The organism is Streptomyces sp. NPDC088794 (assembly GCF_044750545.1).
Taxonomy (GTDB): domain Bacteria; phylum Actinomycetota; class Actinomycetes; order Streptomycetales; family Streptomycetaceae; genus Streptomyces.
In genome coordinates, this window is record NZ_JBIVKB010000011.1 from 252,589 (window position 1) to 270,257 (window position 17,669).

Sequence of the window (17,669 nt, forward strand, 5' to 3'; positions counted from 1 at the left end):
CCGTGTCCGCCCATGTCATCGCCGACGACGCCGAAGCCCTCGCCGTCGCGGCCGCCCTGGCCACGGAGTTCCGCGCCGGAGCCTCCGCCCGGGACACCGAACGCAGGCTGCCCCGCGCGGAGTTGGACCGGCTCTCCGTGTCCGGGCTGCTCGCCGTCACCGTCCCCGCCGAGCACGGCGGGGCGGACGTCACCGCCCTCACCCTCGCGGAGATCTTCCGCCTGCTCGGCGCGGCCGACGGCAGCCTGGCCCAGATCCCGCAGAGCCACTTCGCGTACGTCAATGTGATCCGGCGTCAGGGCACCCCGCAGCAGCAGAAGTTCTTCTTCGCGGAGCTGCTCGCGGGGCGCCGCTTCGGCAACGCGCAGTCGGAGGCCGGCACCAAGCACGTCCAGGACATCCGGACCCGGCTCACCCCGCAGCCGGACGGCTCGTACGTCCTGACCGGCGTCAAGCACTACTCGACCGGCGCCCTCTTCGCCGACTGGATCCCGGTACTGGCCCGCGCGGAGGACGACAATCTGCATGTGGCGTACGTGCCGCGGGACGCGCCCGGCGTCACGGTCGTCGACGACTGGGACGGCATGGGCCAGCGCACGACCGCCAGCGGCACCGTCCAGCTCGCCGACGTCCCGGTGCCCGCCGACCGCGTCCTGCCCCACCACCTCACCTTCGAAGGGCCGCAACTCCACGGCGCGGTCGCGCAGTTGCTGCACGCCGCCATCGACGCGGGGATCGCCGGAGGAGCGCTGGCCGAGGCGGCGGAGTTCGTCCGCACGAAGAGCCGACCGTGGTTCGAGAGCGGCCTGGACAGCGCGGCCGAGGACCCGCTGCTGATCCAGCGCTTCGGTGAACTCGCCCTCCAGGTGCGGTCGGCGGAGGCACTGCTGCGCGAGGCCGCCCGCGCGGTCGACGCGGCGCGTGCCGACCTGACCGACGACACGGCGGCCGAGGCGTCCGTCGCGGTCGCCGCGGCGAAGGTCCAGGCCGCCCAGGCGGCGGTCGAGGTCGCGGGCGCTCTCTTCGAGGTGGCGGGCACCCGCTCCGCGCTCAACTCCCTGAACCTGCACCGCCATTGGCGCGACGCCCGGACCCACACCCTGCACGACCCGACCCGCTGGAAGATCCAGCACATCGGCCGGTACGTGCTCAACGGCACGCGGCCACCCCGCCACGGCCTCCTCTAGGGCCTTCACAAGAGCCCTGGCCCGACCCCACCGAACGGAGACCCCGTGTCCCTCACCTTCCACTGGTTCCTGCCCACCAACGGAGACAGCAGGCACGTCGTCGGCGGCGGCCACGGCACCCCGGCCACCTCCTTCGGACGGGACCGGCCGCCGACGGTCTCCTATCTGAGCCAGATCGCCCGCGCCGCCGAGGACCTGGGGTTCGTGGGCGCGCTCACCCCGACCGGCGCCTGGTGCGAGGACGCGTGGCTGACCACCGCGATGGTCAGCCAGAACACCGAACGCCTGAAGTTCCTGGTCGCCTTCCGGCCCGGCTTCGTCTCGCCGACGCTCGCCGCGCAGATGGCGTCCACCTTCCAGCGGCAGAGCGGCGGACGGCTGCTGCTCAACGTCGTCACCGGCGGCGAGAGCCACGAGCAGCGGGCCTACGGCGACTTCCTCGACAAGGACGCCCGTTACCGCCGTACCGGCGAATTCCTTGAGATCGTGCGGCAGTTGTGGGAAGGCAAGACCGTCGACCTGAAGGGCGAGCACCTCCAGGTCGAGGACGCCAAGCTGGCCCGCGTGCCCGACCCGGTGCCCGAGGTGTACTTCGGTGGATCCTCGCCCATCGCCGGCGAGGTGGCGGCCAAGTATGTGGACGTGTACCTCACCTGGGGCGAGCCGCCTGCGCAGGTCGCCGAGAAGATCGCCTGGATCCGGGGGCTCGCGGCCGCGCAGGGGCGCACGCTGCGCTTCGGGATCCGGCTGCACGTCATCACCCGTGACACCTCCGAGGAGGCCTGGGCCGAGGCGGACCGCCTCCTCGCGGGCTTCGACCCCGCGACCGTGAAGTCCGTGCAGGCCGGGCTCGCGCGGAGCGAGTCCGAGGGGCAGCAGCGGATGCTCGCCCTGCACGGTGGCGGCAACCGGGACGGACTGGAGATCCACCCCAACCTCTGGGCGGGCATCGGGCTGGTCCGCGGCGGCGCTGGCACCGCCCTGGTCGGCAGCCATGACGAGGTCGCCGAGCGGATCAAGGAGTACCACGCCCTCGGCATCGACGAGTTCGTGCTCTCCGGCTATCCGCACCTGGAGGAGGCGTACTGGTTCGGCGAGGGCGTCCTGCCGCGCCTCGCCGAACAGGGGCTGTGGCAGCACCCGTTCGGCAAGCAGTCCACGCCGTCGGCGCAGGTGCCCTTCGCGAGCTGAGGCTCGGGCTAGATCTCCGCCAGCGCGTCGAGGTGCGCCCGCCGCACCTCGGCCGTCTGCCCCTGCACCAACAGGAACATCCCTTCCCGGGCGAGCCGTTGGGCCGGCTCGCGCAGGTCCATCGCCCGGCCGCCGCGGGCCACGACCGCCGCCGTCGTGGCCGCGCGCATGAGGTCGTACGAGCGTGTCTTGAGCGCCAGCCGTTCAGGGACGCGCTCGTGCACGACGGGGTGCTCGGCCAACTCGTAGACGTGGCCCCGCACTTCGTCGAGCCGCCCGCGCAACGCGCCCGCGGCCTCCTCCTCACCGGCACCGGCCAGGAGACCCAGCGCCGCGTACGCCACGCCGAAGACGGCGGGGGAGGCGTTGGTGTTGCGGGGCAGGTCGACCAGCGCGAACTTCTCCTGCGGGGTGCGCAGCACCACTGCCTCGTCCGGCAGCCACAGTCCGTCCAGTTCCAGGGAGACCGTGACGGACGCGGTGAGGGCGGCGAGGCGCATCGGGGCGGAGGCCGTGAGGCCCGGCTGCTCACGCGCCTCGGTGAAGGCGAACACCACCTCGTCCGTGTCCGTCACACCCGCGAGCAGCATCACGTCGTTCAGACCCCAGCCCGTGTACCAGGGCACCGTCCCGTCGAAGCGCCAGCCGCCGCGCTCCGGCGTGACCCGCACCGGGATCTTCGGGAAGGCGCGGACGTGCGCGAAGGCGATGCCGGCCAGCAGTTCGCCGGTCGCCAGTGGGCGCAGCAGCCGCTCCCGGACGGGGAGGGCGGACTTCGCGAGCATCCGCACGGGCGTGTGGTGCTGGGTCTGGACGAACCAGGTGGAGCAGCACGCCCCGGACAGGATCTCCGCGATCTCCCGCGCCACGGCGTCCGGGGCGCCAGCACCGCCGTACTCCTTCGGCGCGCTCACCCCGAGCAGCCCCGACCGTCTGACGGCCTCGATGTGGCTCGCGGGCACGGTCTCCTGGTCGACCTCGGCCGCGTGCGGGGTGAGGAGGCCGTCCGCGAGAGACCTGGCCACGGCGATGAGCGGATGGGTTTCGACGGTCATGGAAAAGATTCTCCCGATCTCGTCGCGCGAGGTGTCGATCCGGTGCTGTGTCGTTCGTTTAGGAGGTGAGAGAAGGACCCGACACCACGAAACGACATGCCACCACGGAGGACGTCATGCCGCACTACCTGCTCAGCGTGATCACACCGGCCGAGGGAACGCCGCCCGGTCCCGAGGCCATGGCGGAGATCGTCCGCAACCTCGACACCTTCCACGCGGAACTGCACGAGGCCGGCGCCTGGGTCTTCGCCGGTGGCCTGCACGGCCCCGAGACGGCCACCGTGCTGCGGCCCAAGGACGGCGACGTCCTGATCACCGACGGGCCGTACGCCGAGGGCAAGGAGTACCTCGGAGGCATCTGCCTGATCAAGGCGCCCGATCTGGACGCTGCCCTGGAATGGGGCCGCAGGGCGACCTGGGCCACCACCCTGCCCATCGAGGTCCGCCCGTTCATGCACCAGGCCGAGGACTGATGCCCCAGCCCGTCGACGTCGCGGCCGTCTTCCGTGCGGAGTACGGCCGCGCCGTCGCCGTCCTCGTCCGTTTCCTCGGCGACATCGACCTCGCCGAGGAAGCGGTGCAGGACGCCTTCACCACGGCCGTGCAGCGCTGGCCGGAGACGGGCGTGCCGCCCAGCCCGGCGGGCTGGATCATCACCACCGCGCGCAACCGCGCGATCGACCGGCTGCGCCGCGAGTCATCCCGCGAGGCCCGCCACGCCGAGGCCGCGCTGCTGAACGCCGCCGACGCACCGGTCGAGGAGGGCCCCGTGCGAGACGACCGGCTCCGCCTGATCTTCACCTGCTGCCACCCGGCGCTCGCCCCGCAGGCCCAGGTCGCCCTCACCCTCCGCCTGCTCGGCGGCCTGACCACACCCCAGATCGCCCGCGCCTTCCTGGTGCCCGAGCCGACCATGGCCCAGCGCATCGTCCGCGCCAAGGCGAAGATCCGCGACGCCCGGATCCCGTACCGGGTGCCCCGCGACGCCGACCTCCCGGACCGCATCAAGGGCGTCCTGGCCGTCGTCTACCTGATCTTCAACGAGGGGTACGGCGGCGACCCGGAACTGTGCGCGGAGGCCGTACGCCTCGGCCGCCTCCTCGCCGAACTGATGCCGGACGAGCCCGAGGCCGTCGGCCTGCTCGCGCTGATGCTTCTCGTCGAGTCCCGCAGGACCGCGCGCGTGGGCGAGCAGGGTGAACTGATCCCGTTGCCCGAGCAGGACCGCGCCCGCTGGGACCGCGAGCTGATCGCTGAAGGCCAGGCCCTGGTCCGCCGCTGTCTGCGCCGCAACCAGCCGGGCCCGTACCAGATCCAGGCCGCCGTCCAGGCCGTCCACAGCGACGCGAAGACCGCCGAAGCCACCGACTGGGGCCAGATCCTGCGGCTGTACGACCAGCTCATGGCGGTCGCCCCCAGTCCGGTGGTGGCCCTGAACCGCGCGGTCGCCGTGGCCGAGACCGCGGGCCCCGCCCCGGCCCTCGACCTGGTCGACGCCCTCGACCTGACCGGCTACCACGTCTTCCACGCCGTCCGCGCCGACCTGCTGCGCCGCCTCGGCCGTACGACGGAGGCGGCGCAGGCTTACGAGACGGCGGCCGAACTGACCGGGAGCGCGGCGGAACGGGCGCATCTGGAGGCCGTGCGACGGGAACTCGACGTCCCCTGAGCGATCAGAGCCAAGGCCGTACGGCATCCAGTGATCGACCGTGGTCAAGGGCGCACCGATCCAGCGATCATCCGTGGTCAAGGGCGCACGGGATCCAGCTGGGTGAGCACGTCGAAGTCCACCCCGTCCGCCCGCGCCAGATAGATCCGCTGCCGGACATGACTGCCGCGCAGGCGCAGTAAGCCGCGCGGTCCCTCGTAGGATACCGAGTCGGCCGTCGCGCCGATCGCCGTGACGTCCAGCGTTCTGGCCCGGGTGATGAGCGCGGCGAGCAACAGGACGCCCTCGTAACACGATTCGCCCAGACTGCCGGGCGCCGGAGCGTCGACGCCGAACCGGCCGGCGTACTGGCCATGGAAGTCGAGGGTGTCCTGGTTGGCGAGCGAGGCGAAGAACCCGGCGGTGCTGTAGAGATCCGCGGTGGCCGTCGGGCCGCTGGCCATCAGCATGTTCTCGTCCATCAGCGTGCTCAGCCGCAGACAGCGCGCGTCGAGCCCGGCCGCGGCGAACGCGCGGTTGAAGCGCACCGCGTCGCTGCCCACCAGCAGCATCAGCACCGCGTCGGCCTCGGAGTGCTCGATGCGGCGCAGCACGTCGTCGAAGTCATGGGTGCCCAGCGGCAGATAGGCGCGCCCGCAGATCCGGCCCCCCGACTCGTGGGCGTAGCGGCGCGCGGCCTGTGCGGTGCGGCGCGGCCAGACGTAGTCGTTGCCGACCACGAACCAGCGGCGCACCTTGCGCTCGCGTGCCAACAGCCGCATGGCAGGCCGGAGTTGGGCGTCGGGCGTCTCACTGGTGAGGAAGACGCCGTTGGTGTGCTCGCCGCCCTCGTACAGGGCCGTGTACACATACGGCACCCGGTGCGCGATGCGCGGCGCGAGAGCCTGGCGCACCGAGGAGATGTGCCAGCCGGTGACGCCCTGCACGACCCCCAGGTCCACCAACGCCTCGACCCGGTCGGCGATTTCGGCGGGCTCGGCGCCGCCGTCCACCGGCAGCAGGCGCAGTTCCCTGCCGAGGATCCCGCCCGCGTGGTTGACCTCCTCGGCGGCCAGCCGCGCGCACAACTCGCAGGTGGGCCCGAAGATCCCGGCGGCGCCCTGGAGGGGGAAGACCAGGGCCACGCTGATCACGGTGTCGTCGACGGTGAACCAGTCGAGCGGGTGGGGGTCGAACTGGAACATGCGGTCATGATTCCGGGTCCGCCCGGTGAACTCCAGCCCGTCTCGTGGTGCGGTCGGTGCGGGGACGGGATCTGTGGCCGGGGACGGTCTCCGTGGCCTGCGGGAGGGCACTTGTACGATGGATCCACCCGGGACCGAGGAGAACGATGCCTGCCTCATCTGCGCGTCAACCCCAGGACCTGCTGCAGTTGTTGACGCGTGCGGAGCGTGTGGCCGCGCGGCGGCTGCGGTCCGTGCTCGACGAGGAAGGCTGCTCGCTGGACGCGTGGCGGGTGCTCACGCTGCTCTCCGACGGCAAGGGCCACTCCATGACGGCGGTCGCCGAAGCCGCCTTTCTGCCCGCGCCCACGCTCACCAAGCTGGTCGACCACCTCGTCGACCAGAACCTCGTCTACCGCCGCGTCGACCCCCTGGACCGACGCCGCATCCTCGCCCACCTCACCCCGCGCGGTCAGACGTACTGGCGCCGGCTCAGCCGTGAGGTCCGGTCCCGGTGGCCGGTGCTGAACGAGGGCGACGACGAGTTGCTGCGGGCGCTGCTGGGGCGGTTGGTGGAGACGCTCGACGAGACGCCGACGGTGGATTCGCCCTGACGTCACCTTGAGTGACCGAGTGAGCGGGGGCCGTGTTCTTCGGCGATGCGGAATGATTTCTGCACCTTAATGGTTGCTAAATACATCGAGTAGCACCGACCGCACCCGTCCCGGCCCGGCAGGGCCCGCGCACCACCAGCGAGGCACAGTGAACCAGTCCGCCCCCGAGCAGCCCGCCGACATCGTGGCCCGGCTGCGCGCCACCTTCCGCACCGGCCGCACCAAGCCCCTGGAGTGGCGCACCGCCCAGCTGCACCGCCTGCGCGACCTTCTCACGGAACACGGCGACGACCTGGAGGCCGCCCTCCACGCCGACCTCGGCAAGAGCGCCGCCGAGGCCCAGCGCACCGAGATCGGGTTCACGGTCCGCGAGATCGACCACACCCTCGATCACCTGGCCGACTGGCTGCGCCCCGAGCCCGCCCCGGTCCCGGAGCGGCTCGGCGCCGACACCACGGCATGGACGCAGTACGACCCGCTCGGCGTCGTCCTCGTGATCGCCCCCTGGAACTACCCGCTCCAGCTCCTGCTCACCCCGGTCGTCGGCGCGCTCGCCGCCGGCAACGCGGTGGTCGTCAAGCCCAGCGAGCTGGCGCCCGCCACCTCCGCCGCGCTGGCCCGGCTGATCCCCGAATACCTGGACACGGACGCGGTCGCCGTCGTCGAGGGCGCCATCCCGGAGACCACGGCCCTGCTGGCCGAACGGTTCGACCACATCTTCTACACCGGCAACGGCGCCGTCGGCCGGGTCGTCATGCGGGCCGCCGCCGAGCACCTCACCCCGGTCACCCTCGAACTGGGCGGCAAGTCCCCGGCGTTCGTCGACCGCGACACCGACCTCGACGTCGTCGCCGACCGCTTGGCGCGCGGCAAGTTCCTCAACGCCGGCCAGACCTGCGTCGCCCCCGACTACGTCCTGACCGACCCGGCGACGGCCACCGCCCTGGAGGCGGCCCTGGTCAAGGCCGTAGACGGCCTCTTCGGCGCCGACCCGAAGGAATCCGGCGCGTACAGCCGGATCATCAACGAGCGGCACTTCGACCGGCTCTCCGGCCTGCTCGACTCGGGGCGCGTGGTCCTGGGCGGCGACAACGACCGCTCGGTGAAGTACATCGCGCCGACCGTGCTCGCCGACGTCGACCCCGAGTCGCCGGTCATGAAGGACGAGATCTTCGGCCCGATCCTGCCCGTCGTCACGGTGTCCGACCTGGACGAGGCGATCGACTTCATCAACGAGCGCGACAAGCCCCTCGCCCTGTACGTCTTCTCCGAGTCGGACGTGACCAGGTCGCGGATCGCCGACGAGACGTCCTCCGGCGCCGTCGGCCACGGTCTGCCGCTGGCCCATCTCACCGTCTCCGACCTGCCGTTCGGCGGGGTGGGGGAGAGCGGCATGGGCAACTACCACGGCCGCTACTCCATCGAGACGTTCAGCCACCGGAAGGCAGTCCTGCAGAAGCCGCTGAGCTGACCGACCGCGTCCGACAGCATCCCAGTGGGGCCCCTCGGGGCCCCATTTTGCGCGTTCGCTACGGCAGTTGACTGGTCTACACCCTTGACTGGTACAGACCAAAGGAGTTGAGTGTGGCACCACAACCCCCCACCGCGGCCGCACCCCTCGCCGGGTGCGGCCGTGCTCCGTAAAGGAGTTGATCCTTGTTCAGGCAACGCATCGCCGCGCTCCTGGCCACGCTCGCCCTCGGGAGCACCGCACTCGTCCTCCAGTCGGCCCCCACCGCTTCCGCCGCGAGCTTCGTGGTGACCGAGGCGCAGTTCAACCAGATCTTCCCGGGCCGGAACTCCTTCTACAGCTACAGCGGCCTGACCGCCGCGCTGTCGGCCTACCCGGGCTTCGCGAACACCGGCTCCACCACGGTCAAGAAGCAGGAGGCCGCGGCCTTCCTGGCCAACGTCAGCCATGAGACCGGCGGGTTGGTGTACGTCGTTGAGCAGAACACCGCCAACTACCCCCACTACTGCGACTGGAGCCAGTCGTACGGCTGTCCGGCCGGTCAGGCCGCCTACTACGGCCGTGGTCCCATCCAGCTGTCCTGGAACTTCAACTACAAGGCAGCCGGCGACGCCCTGGGCATCAACCTGCTGGGCAATCCCTGGCTGGTGCAGAACGACTCGGCCGTGGCCTGGAAGACCGGCCTCTGGTACTGGAACACCCAGCGCGGTCCGGGCACCATGACGCCCCACAACGCCATGGTCAACAGCGCCGGCTTCGGCCAGACCATCCGCTCCATCAACGGCTCGCTGGAGTGCGACGGCCGCAACCCGGCGCAGGTCCAGAGCCGCGTCAACGCCTACAACCGGATCACGTCCATCATCGGCGTCAGCCCCGGCGCCAACCTCTACTGCTGACGGCGGTCCGCAGCGTCACGACCGCGGCGGGTGCCCTGTGCGCCCGCCGCGGCACGACGGTTCGGCGTAACATCCGTGCGGGAGTCGGGCCGGGCGTTGCCCACGGCAATGGATGCAATGTATACGTTGTCCATGCCTTCTGCCGGTGACCGTTCCGAAGAACGTCCAGGGATGCACAACCAGGCCGAGATCGCCTATCGGCGGCTGCGCGAGCGGTTGCTGGACGGGCACTACGCCCCTGGCGACCGGCTCACCGAGCTGGGCATCTGTGAGGATCTCGGCATGAGCCGGACCCCGGTCCGCGAAGCGCTGCGCCGACTCCAGAGCGACGGTCTCGTCAGCTCGACCGGCAGGGGAGTGGTCGTCAGCTCGCTCTCCCCTCAGGAGATGCTGCACGCCACCCAGTTGCACGGTGCGCTGGACGCGCTCGCCGCCAAACTCGCCGCCACCGCGCAGCGTGACGGGCAGCTGTCCCCGGCGCAGCTCAGCGGGTTGAAGGAGGCGTCCCGCCGGGTGGAGGAGCAGGGCGAGACCGGCGATCCGGCGGCCACCTGGCGCGCGAATCTCGACTTCCACATGACGCTGGCCCGTCTCTCGGGCAATCCGCTGCTGGTGGACACGCTCGACCGCATCTGGACGCGGTTCGCGATCGTGAGCCTCAGCAACATCAACCGGCGCAGCGACCTCACGCCCCGCCAGCACGACGCGATCGTGAGTGCCATCGTCGACGGCGACCCCGAGCGGGCGGAGGCAGCGGCGGCCGAGCACGTTCGGGAGGCGGCGGCGATGTACGAGGAGGGCCCGCGCTGACGGAGGGGCGAGCCGGTCTCGTCCGGTGAGCCCGTCTCGTTCGAGAGGCGAGCCCGTTTCGGCCGAGGACGAGCCTGCTCTGTCCGGGGGCTGAGACTGCTCCGGACGAAGGCTGAGCCAGTCTCGTCGGGGGTATGAGCACGCCCTCTCACGCCCGGGTGTGAGTGGCCTGCCGCCCCCAGACCCCACGGTGCCTCCCGCGCCCGTCCCATGGTGCCTCCCGCCCCCCAGGCTCTGGGGGTCCGCACCCCACCCGCAAGACCGGCGGAGCCTTTTGCGGCAACCCTTGTCCGAGCCCTTGTCGAGTCTTCGCGTGCAATGTATACATTGCACATCAGCGGCAAGGGCGCCTGCGGGCAGCCCCGGCCGAAGGACTCACCACCGGGCGTGTCCGCACGTCCGGGGAGACGCTCAACGCGCACGGGACATGCGCCAACGGTCGCCTCCGGAACCGAATCTGACGAGCCGTCACCGCTTCCGGTCGCCGCCTTCCGTCTCGCCATCACGATCACCAATTCGAGGTGAATGTCATGCCAGGATTCGGCCGAAGCGGACGACCCACCGCCCTGCTCAGCGCGACCGCGGCGGTACTGCTGCTCGCCACGGCGTGCGGCTCGGGGACGGGATCGAGCAGCGGTTCCATCAAGATCGGCGCCTCGCTGCCGCTGTCGGGCCCGGTCGCCGACGCCTCCAAGCCTGCGTACGAGGGCTACAAGGTGTGGCTCGACCAACTGAACGACAAGGGCGGCCTGTTGGGCCGCAAGGTCGAGCTGAAAGTGCTCGACGACGGCTTCGACCAGAACACCGTCGTCACCAACTACAACCGCCTCATCAGCCAGGAGCGCTCAGACCTGCTCCTCGGCACCTTCTCCTCCAAGCTCAACCTGCCGGCCTCGGCCGTGGCCGAGCGCAACAAGATGCTCTACGTCGAGCCCTCCGGCGGCGCCGAGGAGATCTTCACCCGGGGCTACGACTACCTGTTCTTCGCTCAGCCCAGCACCTCGCTGGACCTGCCGGACCAGTTCGTCCAGTACATCAAGTCGCTGCCGGCCGACCAGCGGCCCAAGACCGCCGCCTATCCCACGCAGGACGACCCGAACACCGACGTCACCATCGAGGAGTTCCGCAAGGAGCTGACCGCGCTCGGCGTGAAGACGGTCTACAGCGAGAAGTACGCGCCCGAGACCGTCAACTTCGACCCCATCGCCAGCGCCATCGCCCGCAAGAAACCCGACCTGATCATCCATGGCGCGGTCACGGCGGGCGACGGCGCGGGCCTCGTCAAGGCCCTGCAGAAGCAGCAGTTCAGCCCCAAGATGATGTTCCAGACCAACGCCCCGAGCCTCATCGGGTCCTATCCCAAGGCGATCGGCGAGAAGAACACCGAAGGCATCTTCACCTCCGCCGCCTGGAGCCCGAAGGCCGACTACAAGGGCAACGCCGAGTTCGTCGCGGCGTACACGAAGGCCTACGGCGCGGCGCCCGGCGACGACGCGGCGAACGCGTACACGGCCGGTCAGGTGCTGGAAGCCGCGGTCGAGGCCGTCGGCAGCCTCGACCAGGACAAGCTCGCCGACTGGCTGCACTCGCACACCGTGCAGACCATCGTGGGCCCGCTGAAGTGGGACAAGCGCGGTGTGCCCGACGGCAACATGCTGCTCGCGCAGTGGCAGGGCGGGAAGTTCGAGTTCGTCGCGCCGGCCGGCCAGAAGACCGTGGACACGGTGGTCAACCCCAAGCCCGGGTGGTCCTCGTGAGCGAACTGCTCCAGACGCTGATCCTGGGACTCCTGATCGGGGGCGTGTACTCCCTCGCGGCCTCCGGTATGACCCTGATCTTCGGCGTGATGAAGGTCGTCAACCTCGCCCAGGGCGGCATGCTCATCCTCAGCGCGTACCTCACGTACACCCTGTGGGACGCCACCGGCATCGACCCGCTGCTCCTGGTGTTCATCACGACGCCCTGTCTGCTGGTCGTCGGCTGGGCCACGTACTACGTCTTCATCGAGCGGTCGCGGACCACCGATCCGTCGATGGCGCTCGTCACGACCTTCGGCCTCACCCTCGTCATCAAAGGCGTCATCGCGCTGATCTGGGGAAACGAACCGAAGTCGGTCACACCGGGCTACGCCAACCGCTCCTTCTCGGTCCTCGGGCTGAAGTTCCCGCAGGCCCAGGTGTACGCCTGCCTGGTCGCGGCCCTGGTGCTCACCGGGCTGTACCTGCTGCTGCGCCGCACCTGGCTCGGGCGGTCCATCCAGGCCACCGCCTCCAGCGCGGAGGGCGCCCGGCTCATCGGCATCGAGGTCCGCACCGTCTGGGCCGCCGCCTACGCGCTCGGCGTGGCGGCGGCTGGGGCGGGCGGCACGCTGCTGAGCGTGCTCTACCCGTTCATGCCCAGCTCGGCCGACCACTGGATCGGCCTCGGACTGTCGATCATCGTGCTCGGCGGCATGGGCAGTCTGGCCGGCAGCGTCCTCGGTGCCTTGGCCATCGCCCTCGCCGAGTCGCTGACCTCCACCTACATCGCCCCCGACTGGGCCGCGGGAGTCCCGTACCTGGCCATCATCGTGGTGCTCGTGGTCCGCCCGCAGGGCCTGCTGGGTGCCCGGCTGCGAGAGGACATGAGCCGCGCATGACCATCAACCGCCTGCGCATCCACGGAATCGGCCTGGCTGCCGTCGGCCTCGCCGTCCTCCCGCTCGTCAACGACAACGCCTATGTGCAGAACATGGCGATCATGGGGTTCCTGCTGGCCGTCATGGCGTCCGGCTGGAACATCATCTCCGGCTACGCCGGCTACATCTCCCTGGGACAGAGCGCCTTCCTCGGCGTCGGCGCCTACACCACCGCCCTGATCTCCATCCACACGGGCATCTCCCCGCTGCTCGCGGCCCCCGCGGGCGGTGTCGTCGCCGCGGCCTCCGCCCTCCTGCTGGGTCTCGTCGGCCGGCGCACCCGGGGCATCGCCTTCGTCATCATCAGCTTCGCCTTCCTGGAGTTCATGTCCCTCGTGGTCTCCAACTGGGGCTCGCTGACCAACGGCAACCACGGTCTCGCGCTCCCGCTGCCGAGTTGGGACCGTGCCTACCTCAACTGGCCCTTCTACTACTACCTGTTGGCCCTGCTGATGCTGACCGTGTGGGGGTCATGGGCGATCCGCCGCTCCAAGTTCGGCATCGGCCTGATGGCGCTGCGCGACGACGAGTCGAAGGCCGACGGCATCGGACTGCGCACCGACCGCTACAAGATGTTCGCCTTCGCGGCCAGCGCCTTCCCGATCGGGGTCGCCGGCGGGATCTACGGCTACTACATCGCCTTCCTCGAACCGGCGGCGATGTTCGACATCATCATCGCGATGCAGATCGTGCTCGCCGCGCACCTCGGCGGAGTGGGCACGCTGTGGGGGCCGGTGCTCGGCGCCTTCATGCTGGAGCCGCTGAACCAGCTCACCAACCAGACCCTCAGCGGACCGGACGCCGGCTCCTGGCGGCTGATCATCTACGGGGCCCTGCTCGCGGCCATCGTCCTCTTCTTCCCCAAGGGCGTGCTCACCGAGGGCGCCGCCTGGCTGGCCCGCCGGCGCCGCACCGGACCGCAGGCGAAGGCCGGCACCCGACTGACCCCGGTCCCCGCCCACCTGCCCGCCACCGCGCTGGTCCGGGACCGCACCCCCGCGACGGCCGACGCGCCGCTGCTGCGGGTGACGGACCTGAGCAAGTCCTTCGGCGGGGTGCGAGCCGTCGACGGTTGCTCGTTCACCGTCGAACGCGGCTCGATCACCGGGCTGATCGGCCCCAACGGGTCAGGAAAGACAACGGTGTTCAACCTCCTCGACGGCTCGCTCGCCGCCGACCAGGGCACCATCCACCTGGGCGAGCGGCGCATCGACCGGCTGCCGCGCTGGCAGCGGGCGCACGCGGGACTCGCCCGCACCTTCCAGGCGACCCGGGTCTTCCCGCAGCTCACCGCGCTGGAGAACCTCGCCGTACCCAGCCGCTCGTTCTCCACGACCGGTCTCGCCGCCTCGGCGATCAGCGGCAAGGAGGCGGTCCGGGCCCGTGAGTGGCTCGACTTCGTCGGCATGGCGGCCTACGCCGAACACCGGGCGGGCGATCTGTCGTACGGGCAGCAGAAGCTCGTCGAACTCGCCCAATCGCTGATGCTGGAGCCGGAGTTGCTGCTGCTCGACGAACCGGCCGCCGGTATCAACCCGGCCCTCGTGGAACGGCTCGGCGACATCATCCGCAAGCTCGACGAGGCCGGCACGACCGTGCTGATCGTCGAGCACAACATGCCGCTGGTGCTGTCGCTGTGCGATCACATCCACGTCCTGGCGCAGGGGCACGTCATCGCGAGCGGCCCGCCCGGACGGATCGAACAGGACCCCGCCGTGCTGGACGCCTACCTCGGCGACCACACGCCGGGACCGGGCACCAACCCGGCGACCTCGGGAGCCACCGCATGATCACCTTCAAGGACCTGGTGGTCGGCTACGGACGCGCCGGCGACATCCTGCGCGGTGTCGACTTCACCGCCGCCGAGTCCGCCATCACCTGCATCGTCGGACCCAACGGCGCGGGCAAGTCCACCGTCCTCAAGGCGTGCAGCGGACTGCTGCGCCCGCGCGCGGGCCAGGTGCTGCTCGGCGACGAGGAGATCGGCGGCCGGCCACCCGCGGAGATCCTGCGCCGCGGTGTCGTCCAAGTGCCCCAGCACCACGGGCTGTTCCCGTCCCTGAGCGTGCGCGAGAACGTCATGCTCGGCGCGTACGTCAACCGCAAGGAGCGGGCCCGCAACCGGCAACGGTACGAGGAGATCGCCGAGTTGTACCCGCTCGTCGCCGAACGCGCGGACGACAAGGCCGCGTCTCTGTCCGGCGGTCAGCGCCGCACGGTCGAGTTCGCGCGCGCCCTCATGCTGCGCCCCAAGGTCGTCCTCCTCGACGAGCCGACCCTCGGGCTCGACCCCAAGGCGAGCAAACAGCTCGCCGCCTCCGTCACGACCCTCAACAAGGCGGGCGTCACCGTCCTGATGGTCGAGCAGAACGTGCGCTTCGGCCTCACCCTCGCCGACCACGCCGTCGTCATGGAAGGCGGCCGGGTCCTGCACACCGGTGCCGCCGACGCCCTGCTCGCCGACCCGCACATGGCCCAGCTGTTCTTCGGAGCCCCACCCCGGCAGGAAGCGTCATGACCAGCACCCACCTGAACCTGATCCAGACCATCCCGGCCTCCGGCGCCCGCGCCGCCCAACCGTTCACCGTCGGCGGCCTGGACCTCCTCGCGATCCCCCAACTCGCCTACGACGTCCCCGGCCAGGCCGCCCACATGAACGGCGGCGACAGCGAGACCGAGACGCTGCTGCTGCGCCGGGACGGGGACCGGTTCGAGCCGTGGGGGAGTCTCCCGGACCCCGGTGGGGAGGACGCCGAGTTCTTCACGATCGGGGACCGGTCCTTCCTCGCCGTGGCGAGCATCCGCAACGGCGCCGGGCCCTACGAGTACGCCATCAGCTCCATGCTCCACGAGTGGGACGGCATCCGGTTCGTGCCCTTCCAGGCCTTCGACGGGTTCGCCGCGAAACAGTGGAAGCACTTCACCGTCGACGGCCGGCACTTCCTCGCCCTCGCGCAGGGCGTCGCGCTCCCGCACCTCGCCGACCAGAACAGGCCCTCCGTCATCTACGCCTGGGACGGCACCCGCTTCACGTACTTCCAGGACATCCCCTCGCGCTGGGGGTACAACTGGCACGCGTTCACGGTCGGCGGCCACACCATGCTCGCCCACGCCGACCATGTGGACCCCAGCGTCCTGTACCGCTGGGACGGGACCCGGTTCGTGCCGCACCAGACGCTCGCCCCCGTGGCCGGCCGGGCCTTCGCCACCTTCGACGACCCCGCCGGCAACGGGACGTACCTCATGGTGGCCCGCATCGACGACGGCTCGCAGGTCCTGCGCTGGGACCCCGCCGCCGACCGGTTCGTGGAGCACCAGAAACTCACCGGCGCGGGCGCCCGTGAACTCGCCGTCCTGCGCACCGACCGCGCGCTCTACCTGATCCGCGTCAACTTCATCCACGGCACCCCGGCCGATCCCACGGCCGCGCTGATGTCACAGCTCTACCGCTGGGAGGGGGACCGACTGGACGTGGTCGAGGAGTTCCCGACGACCGGCGGCACCGACATCGCCGTACTCCCGGGCGCGACGGGCCCGTTGATCGTGCAGACCAACGCGCTGGCGGCCGATCTGCGCTTCGCCGCCGAGAGCCGTGTCTACCGCTTCGCCGACTGAAGCCGCCGCCCTGCCGGCGGCCCATCGCTTCGCCGACCGAAGCCGCCGCCCCGCCGACGGTCCACCGCCGCGCGGACCGAAGCGCCCGCCCCGCGAAGGAGAGATCGACTTGTCCGAGCACGAGAGTCGCGAACTCATCGACCTGTTCACCGCGTACACCGCCGGCCCCCACTCCATCGGAGCGCATCTGCGCGCGGCGGCGGCCCGGTCCCACGAGCGTGATCCGCTGCTGGTGGTGACCGGCGCCGACATGGCCCTGTACCCGGGCGACGGACGGCCGCCGACGGTCCTGCCCTACCGGCTCAGCAACCGCGGCTTCAAGGAACTGGCCGCCGTCTCCCACCTGGGCACGGCCCTGGCCTCGCTCGTCGAACTGCACCGCCACGACCCCGGGGGCGTGTGGCGGGCCGACGCCGAGAACCTGCTGCATCAGGTACGCCGTTCCCGGGCCGCCAACAGCACGGCGCTGTGGCGCGACCGGATCGCGGCGGTCGCCCACCGGGGCCGCGAGGAGTCCATCGCGACGATGGTCGACTACGCCTGCGCCGTGACCGAGCGCTATCTCGTGCGCGCCCTGACCGACCCGTCCTGGCTCGACCACCGGACGCTGCGCGAGGAGTACTTGGAGGACGGCAACCCCGAACTCCCGGTGTCCTTCAACCGGATCATGGTCGCCACGTTCTTCCTGGTCGGGATGGACAACGCGCACCGGCTCATCGCCTGGTGCGACGACCAGGACATCGACTGGGCCCGCACCATGGTGGTCGTCGTCGGCCAGATCGGGCGCCCCACCGCCGGCGTCACCTGGCGCACCAACGGCGTCGCCGGCACCGTCCTGGCCGCCTCGCGGCACACCCTGCCGCTGGACCGCCTCTACATCGCCCCGCACGCCCGCGGCTTCGCCACGCCCACCGGGGGAGACCTCAGCGAAGTGCGGGCCCTGGAGCCGGTGTTGCGGCAACTGTGGGCCGGTACCCGGGTGACGGTCGAGCTGGGCGGGTCGATGTTCGAGGGCTATCCGGCCTTCTCGCCCGGCGACGACCGGCCCGGGCTCCTGGGCGAGCGGACGGTCTCACGGGCCGACGAGGTCATCACCGAACAGCCCCGCATCCGTTCGCCCAAGGACTGGTTCACCCTCGTCACGCGGCTACGGCTGGTCATGGAGGACCCGCGCCAACTGCTGTCCGGCGCGGTCACCGACTACGCGGCCCAGCAGCTCATCGAACACGGCAACGACCCACGCGCCCTCACCGTCCCCGGTCTCGACGACGAGCCCTACCCCGCCTACGGCTCCGTCTCCGCGGCGGCCTGACCCGAAAGC

16 protein-coding genes are annotated in these 17,669 nt (G+C 70.8%); 14 read left to right on the forward strand and 2 right to left on the reverse strand.

The window, feature by feature from the left end; translation table 11 throughout:
- The first annotated feature begins 2 nt into the window (after positions 1-2).
- Together ACIP6U_RS29075 and ACIP6U_RS29080 are read left to right on the forward strand one after the other, a co-directional pair.
- A complete protein-coding gene (locus ACIP6U_RS29075) occupies positions 3-1,187 on the forward strand; it encodes an SfnB family sulfur acquisition oxidoreductase (protein ID WP_401723599.1) in 1,185 nt (394 codons plus the stop codon).
- 45 nt (positions 1,188-1,232) lie between these two features.
- Positions 1,233-2,378 (forward strand): LLM class flavin-dependent oxidoreductase, encoded by a 1,146-nt coding sequence (locus ACIP6U_RS29080; RefSeq protein WP_401723601.1) that lies wholly within the window; start codon positions 1,233-1,235, stop codon positions 2,376-2,378.
- An 8-nt stretch (positions 2,379-2,386) separates the two neighbouring features.
- Here ACIP6U_RS29080 and ACIP6U_RS29085 read toward each other — a convergent pair whose 3' ends face one another.
- Positions 2,387-3,433 carry an acyl-CoA dehydrogenase family protein gene (locus ACIP6U_RS29085; protein WP_401723603.1) on the reverse strand — a complete coding sequence of 349 codons (1,047 nt, stop codon included), beginning with the start codon at positions 3,431-3,433 and terminating at the stop codon, positions 2,387-2,389.
- Positions 3,434-3,549: 116 nt separating this feature from the next.
- Here ACIP6U_RS29085 and ACIP6U_RS29090 point away from each other — a divergent pair, with 116 nt between their 5' ends.
- A complete protein-coding gene (locus ACIP6U_RS29090; protein WP_401723606.1) occupies positions 3,550-3,906 on the forward strand; it encodes a YciI family protein in 357 nt (118 codons plus the stop codon).
- Positions 3,906-5,102 (forward strand): RNA polymerase sigma factor, encoded by a 1,197-nt coding sequence (locus ACIP6U_RS29095; protein ID WP_401723609.1) that lies wholly within the window; start codon positions 3,906-3,908, stop codon positions 5,100-5,102. The genes ACIP6U_RS29090 and ACIP6U_RS29095 overlap by 1 nt, the downstream gene beginning before the upstream one ends.
- A 77-nt stretch (positions 5,103-5,179) precedes the next feature.
- Here the strand turns inward: ACIP6U_RS29095 and ACIP6U_RS29100 are convergent, their stop codons facing one another.
- A complete protein-coding gene (locus ACIP6U_RS29100) occupies positions 5,180-6,286 on the reverse strand; it encodes a substrate-binding domain-containing protein (protein WP_401723611.1) in 1,107 nt (368 codons plus the stop codon).
- A 146-nt stretch (positions 6,287-6,432) separates the two neighbouring features.
- Here ACIP6U_RS29100 and ACIP6U_RS29105 point away from each other — a divergent pair, with 146 nt between their 5' ends.
- From ACIP6U_RS29105 to ACIP6U_RS29150, 10 genes are all read left to right on the forward strand, one after another.
- On the forward strand, positions 6,433-6,879 hold the full coding sequence (locus ACIP6U_RS29105; protein ID WP_124001312.1) for a MarR family transcriptional regulator: 447 nt from the start codon (positions 6,433-6,435) through the stop codon (positions 6,877-6,879).
- A 148-nt stretch (positions 6,880-7,027) separates the two neighbouring features.
- A complete protein-coding gene (locus ACIP6U_RS29110) occupies positions 7,028-8,350 on the forward strand; it encodes an aldehyde dehydrogenase family protein (protein ID WP_401723615.1) in 1,323 nt (440 codons plus the stop codon).
- Between the two features lie 185 nt (positions 8,351-8,535).
- On the forward strand, positions 8,536-9,246 hold the full coding sequence (locus ACIP6U_RS29115; protein WP_401723617.1) for a chitinase: 711 nt from the start codon (positions 8,536-8,538) through the stop codon (positions 9,244-9,246).
- Positions 9,247-9,417: 171 nt separating this feature from the next.
- Positions 9,418-10,056 (forward strand): GntR family transcriptional regulator, encoded by a 639-nt coding sequence (locus tag ACIP6U_RS29120; RefSeq protein WP_401723620.1) that lies wholly within the window; start codon positions 9,418-9,420, stop codon positions 10,054-10,056.
- 530 nt (positions 10,057-10,586) lie between these two features.
- Positions 10,587-11,813: an amino acid ABC transporter substrate-binding protein gene (locus tag ACIP6U_RS29125; protein WP_401723623.1), complete on the forward strand. Its 1,227-nt coding sequence runs from the start codon at positions 10,587-10,589 to the stop codon at positions 11,811-11,813.
- Positions 11,810-12,694: a branched-chain amino acid ABC transporter permease gene (locus ACIP6U_RS29130; protein WP_401723626.1), complete on the forward strand. Its 885-nt coding sequence runs from the start codon at positions 11,810-11,812 to the stop codon at positions 12,692-12,694. The genes ACIP6U_RS29125 and ACIP6U_RS29130 overlap by 4 nt, the downstream gene beginning before the upstream one ends.
- Positions 12,691-14,523 (forward strand): ATP-binding cassette domain-containing protein, encoded by a 1,833-nt coding sequence (locus ACIP6U_RS29135; protein ID WP_401723629.1) that lies wholly within the window; start codon positions 12,691-12,693, stop codon positions 14,521-14,523. The genes ACIP6U_RS29130 and ACIP6U_RS29135 overlap by 4 nt, the downstream gene beginning before the upstream one ends.
- A complete protein-coding gene (locus ACIP6U_RS29140; RefSeq protein ID WP_401723631.1) occupies positions 14,520-15,251 on the forward strand; it encodes an ABC transporter ATP-binding protein in 732 nt (243 codons plus the stop codon). Before ACIP6U_RS29135 ends, ACIP6U_RS29140 begins: the two co-directional genes overlap by 4 nt.
- Positions 15,248-16,348 (forward strand): hypothetical protein, encoded by a 1,101-nt coding sequence (locus ACIP6U_RS29145; protein ID WP_401723634.1) that lies wholly within the window; start codon positions 15,248-15,250, stop codon positions 16,346-16,348. The genes ACIP6U_RS29140 and ACIP6U_RS29145 overlap by 4 nt, the downstream gene beginning before the upstream one ends.
- Before the next feature lie 109 nt (positions 16,349-16,457).
- Positions 16,458-17,660 (forward strand): DUF5624 domain-containing protein, encoded by a 1,203-nt coding sequence (locus ACIP6U_RS29150; RefSeq protein ID WP_401723637.1) that lies wholly within the window; start codon positions 16,458-16,460, stop codon positions 17,658-17,660.
- Positions 17,661-17,669 lie beyond the last annotated feature (9 nt).

What these genes read in the sequence shown, in the direction of transcription:
- ACIP6U_RS29085 (WP_401723603.1), bottom strand. Translation starts at nt 3,433, where the DNA reads ATGACCGTCGAAACCCATCCGCTCATCGCCGTGGCCAGGTCTCTCGCG.
- ACIP6U_RS29090 (WP_401723606.1), top strand. Translation starts at nt 3,550, where the DNA reads ATGCCGCACTACCTGCTCAGCGTGATCACACCGGCCGAGGGAACGCCG.
- ACIP6U_RS29095 (WP_401723609.1), top strand. Translation starts at nt 3,906, where the DNA reads ATGCCCCAGCCCGTCGACGTCGCGGCCGTCTTCCGTGCGGAGTACGGC.
- ACIP6U_RS29100 (WP_401723611.1), bottom strand. Translation starts at nt 6,286, where the DNA reads ATGTTCCAGTTCGACCCCCACCCGCTCGACTGGTTCACCGTCGACGAC.
- ACIP6U_RS29105 (WP_124001312.1), top strand. Translation starts at nt 6,433, where the DNA reads ATGCCTGCCTCATCTGCGCGTCAACCCCAGGACCTGCTGCAGTTGTTG.
- ACIP6U_RS29120 (WP_401723620.1), top strand. Translation starts at nt 9,418, where the DNA reads ATGCACAACCAGGCCGAGATCGCCTATCGGCGGCTGCGCGAGCGGTTG.
- ACIP6U_RS29125 (WP_401723623.1), top strand. Translation starts at nt 10,587, where the DNA reads ATGCCAGGATTCGGCCGAAGCGGACGACCCACCGCCCTGCTCAGCGCG.
- ACIP6U_RS29135 (WP_401723629.1), top strand. Translation starts at nt 12,691, where the DNA reads ATGACCATCAACCGCCTGCGCATCCACGGAATCGGCCTGGCTGCCGTC.
- ACIP6U_RS29140 (WP_401723631.1), top strand. Translation starts at nt 14,520, where the DNA reads ATGATCACCTTCAAGGACCTGGTGGTCGGCTACGGACGCGCCGGCGAC.
- ACIP6U_RS29145 (WP_401723634.1), top strand. Translation starts at nt 15,248, where the DNA reads ATGACCAGCACCCACCTGAACCTGATCCAGACCATCCCGGCCTCCGGC.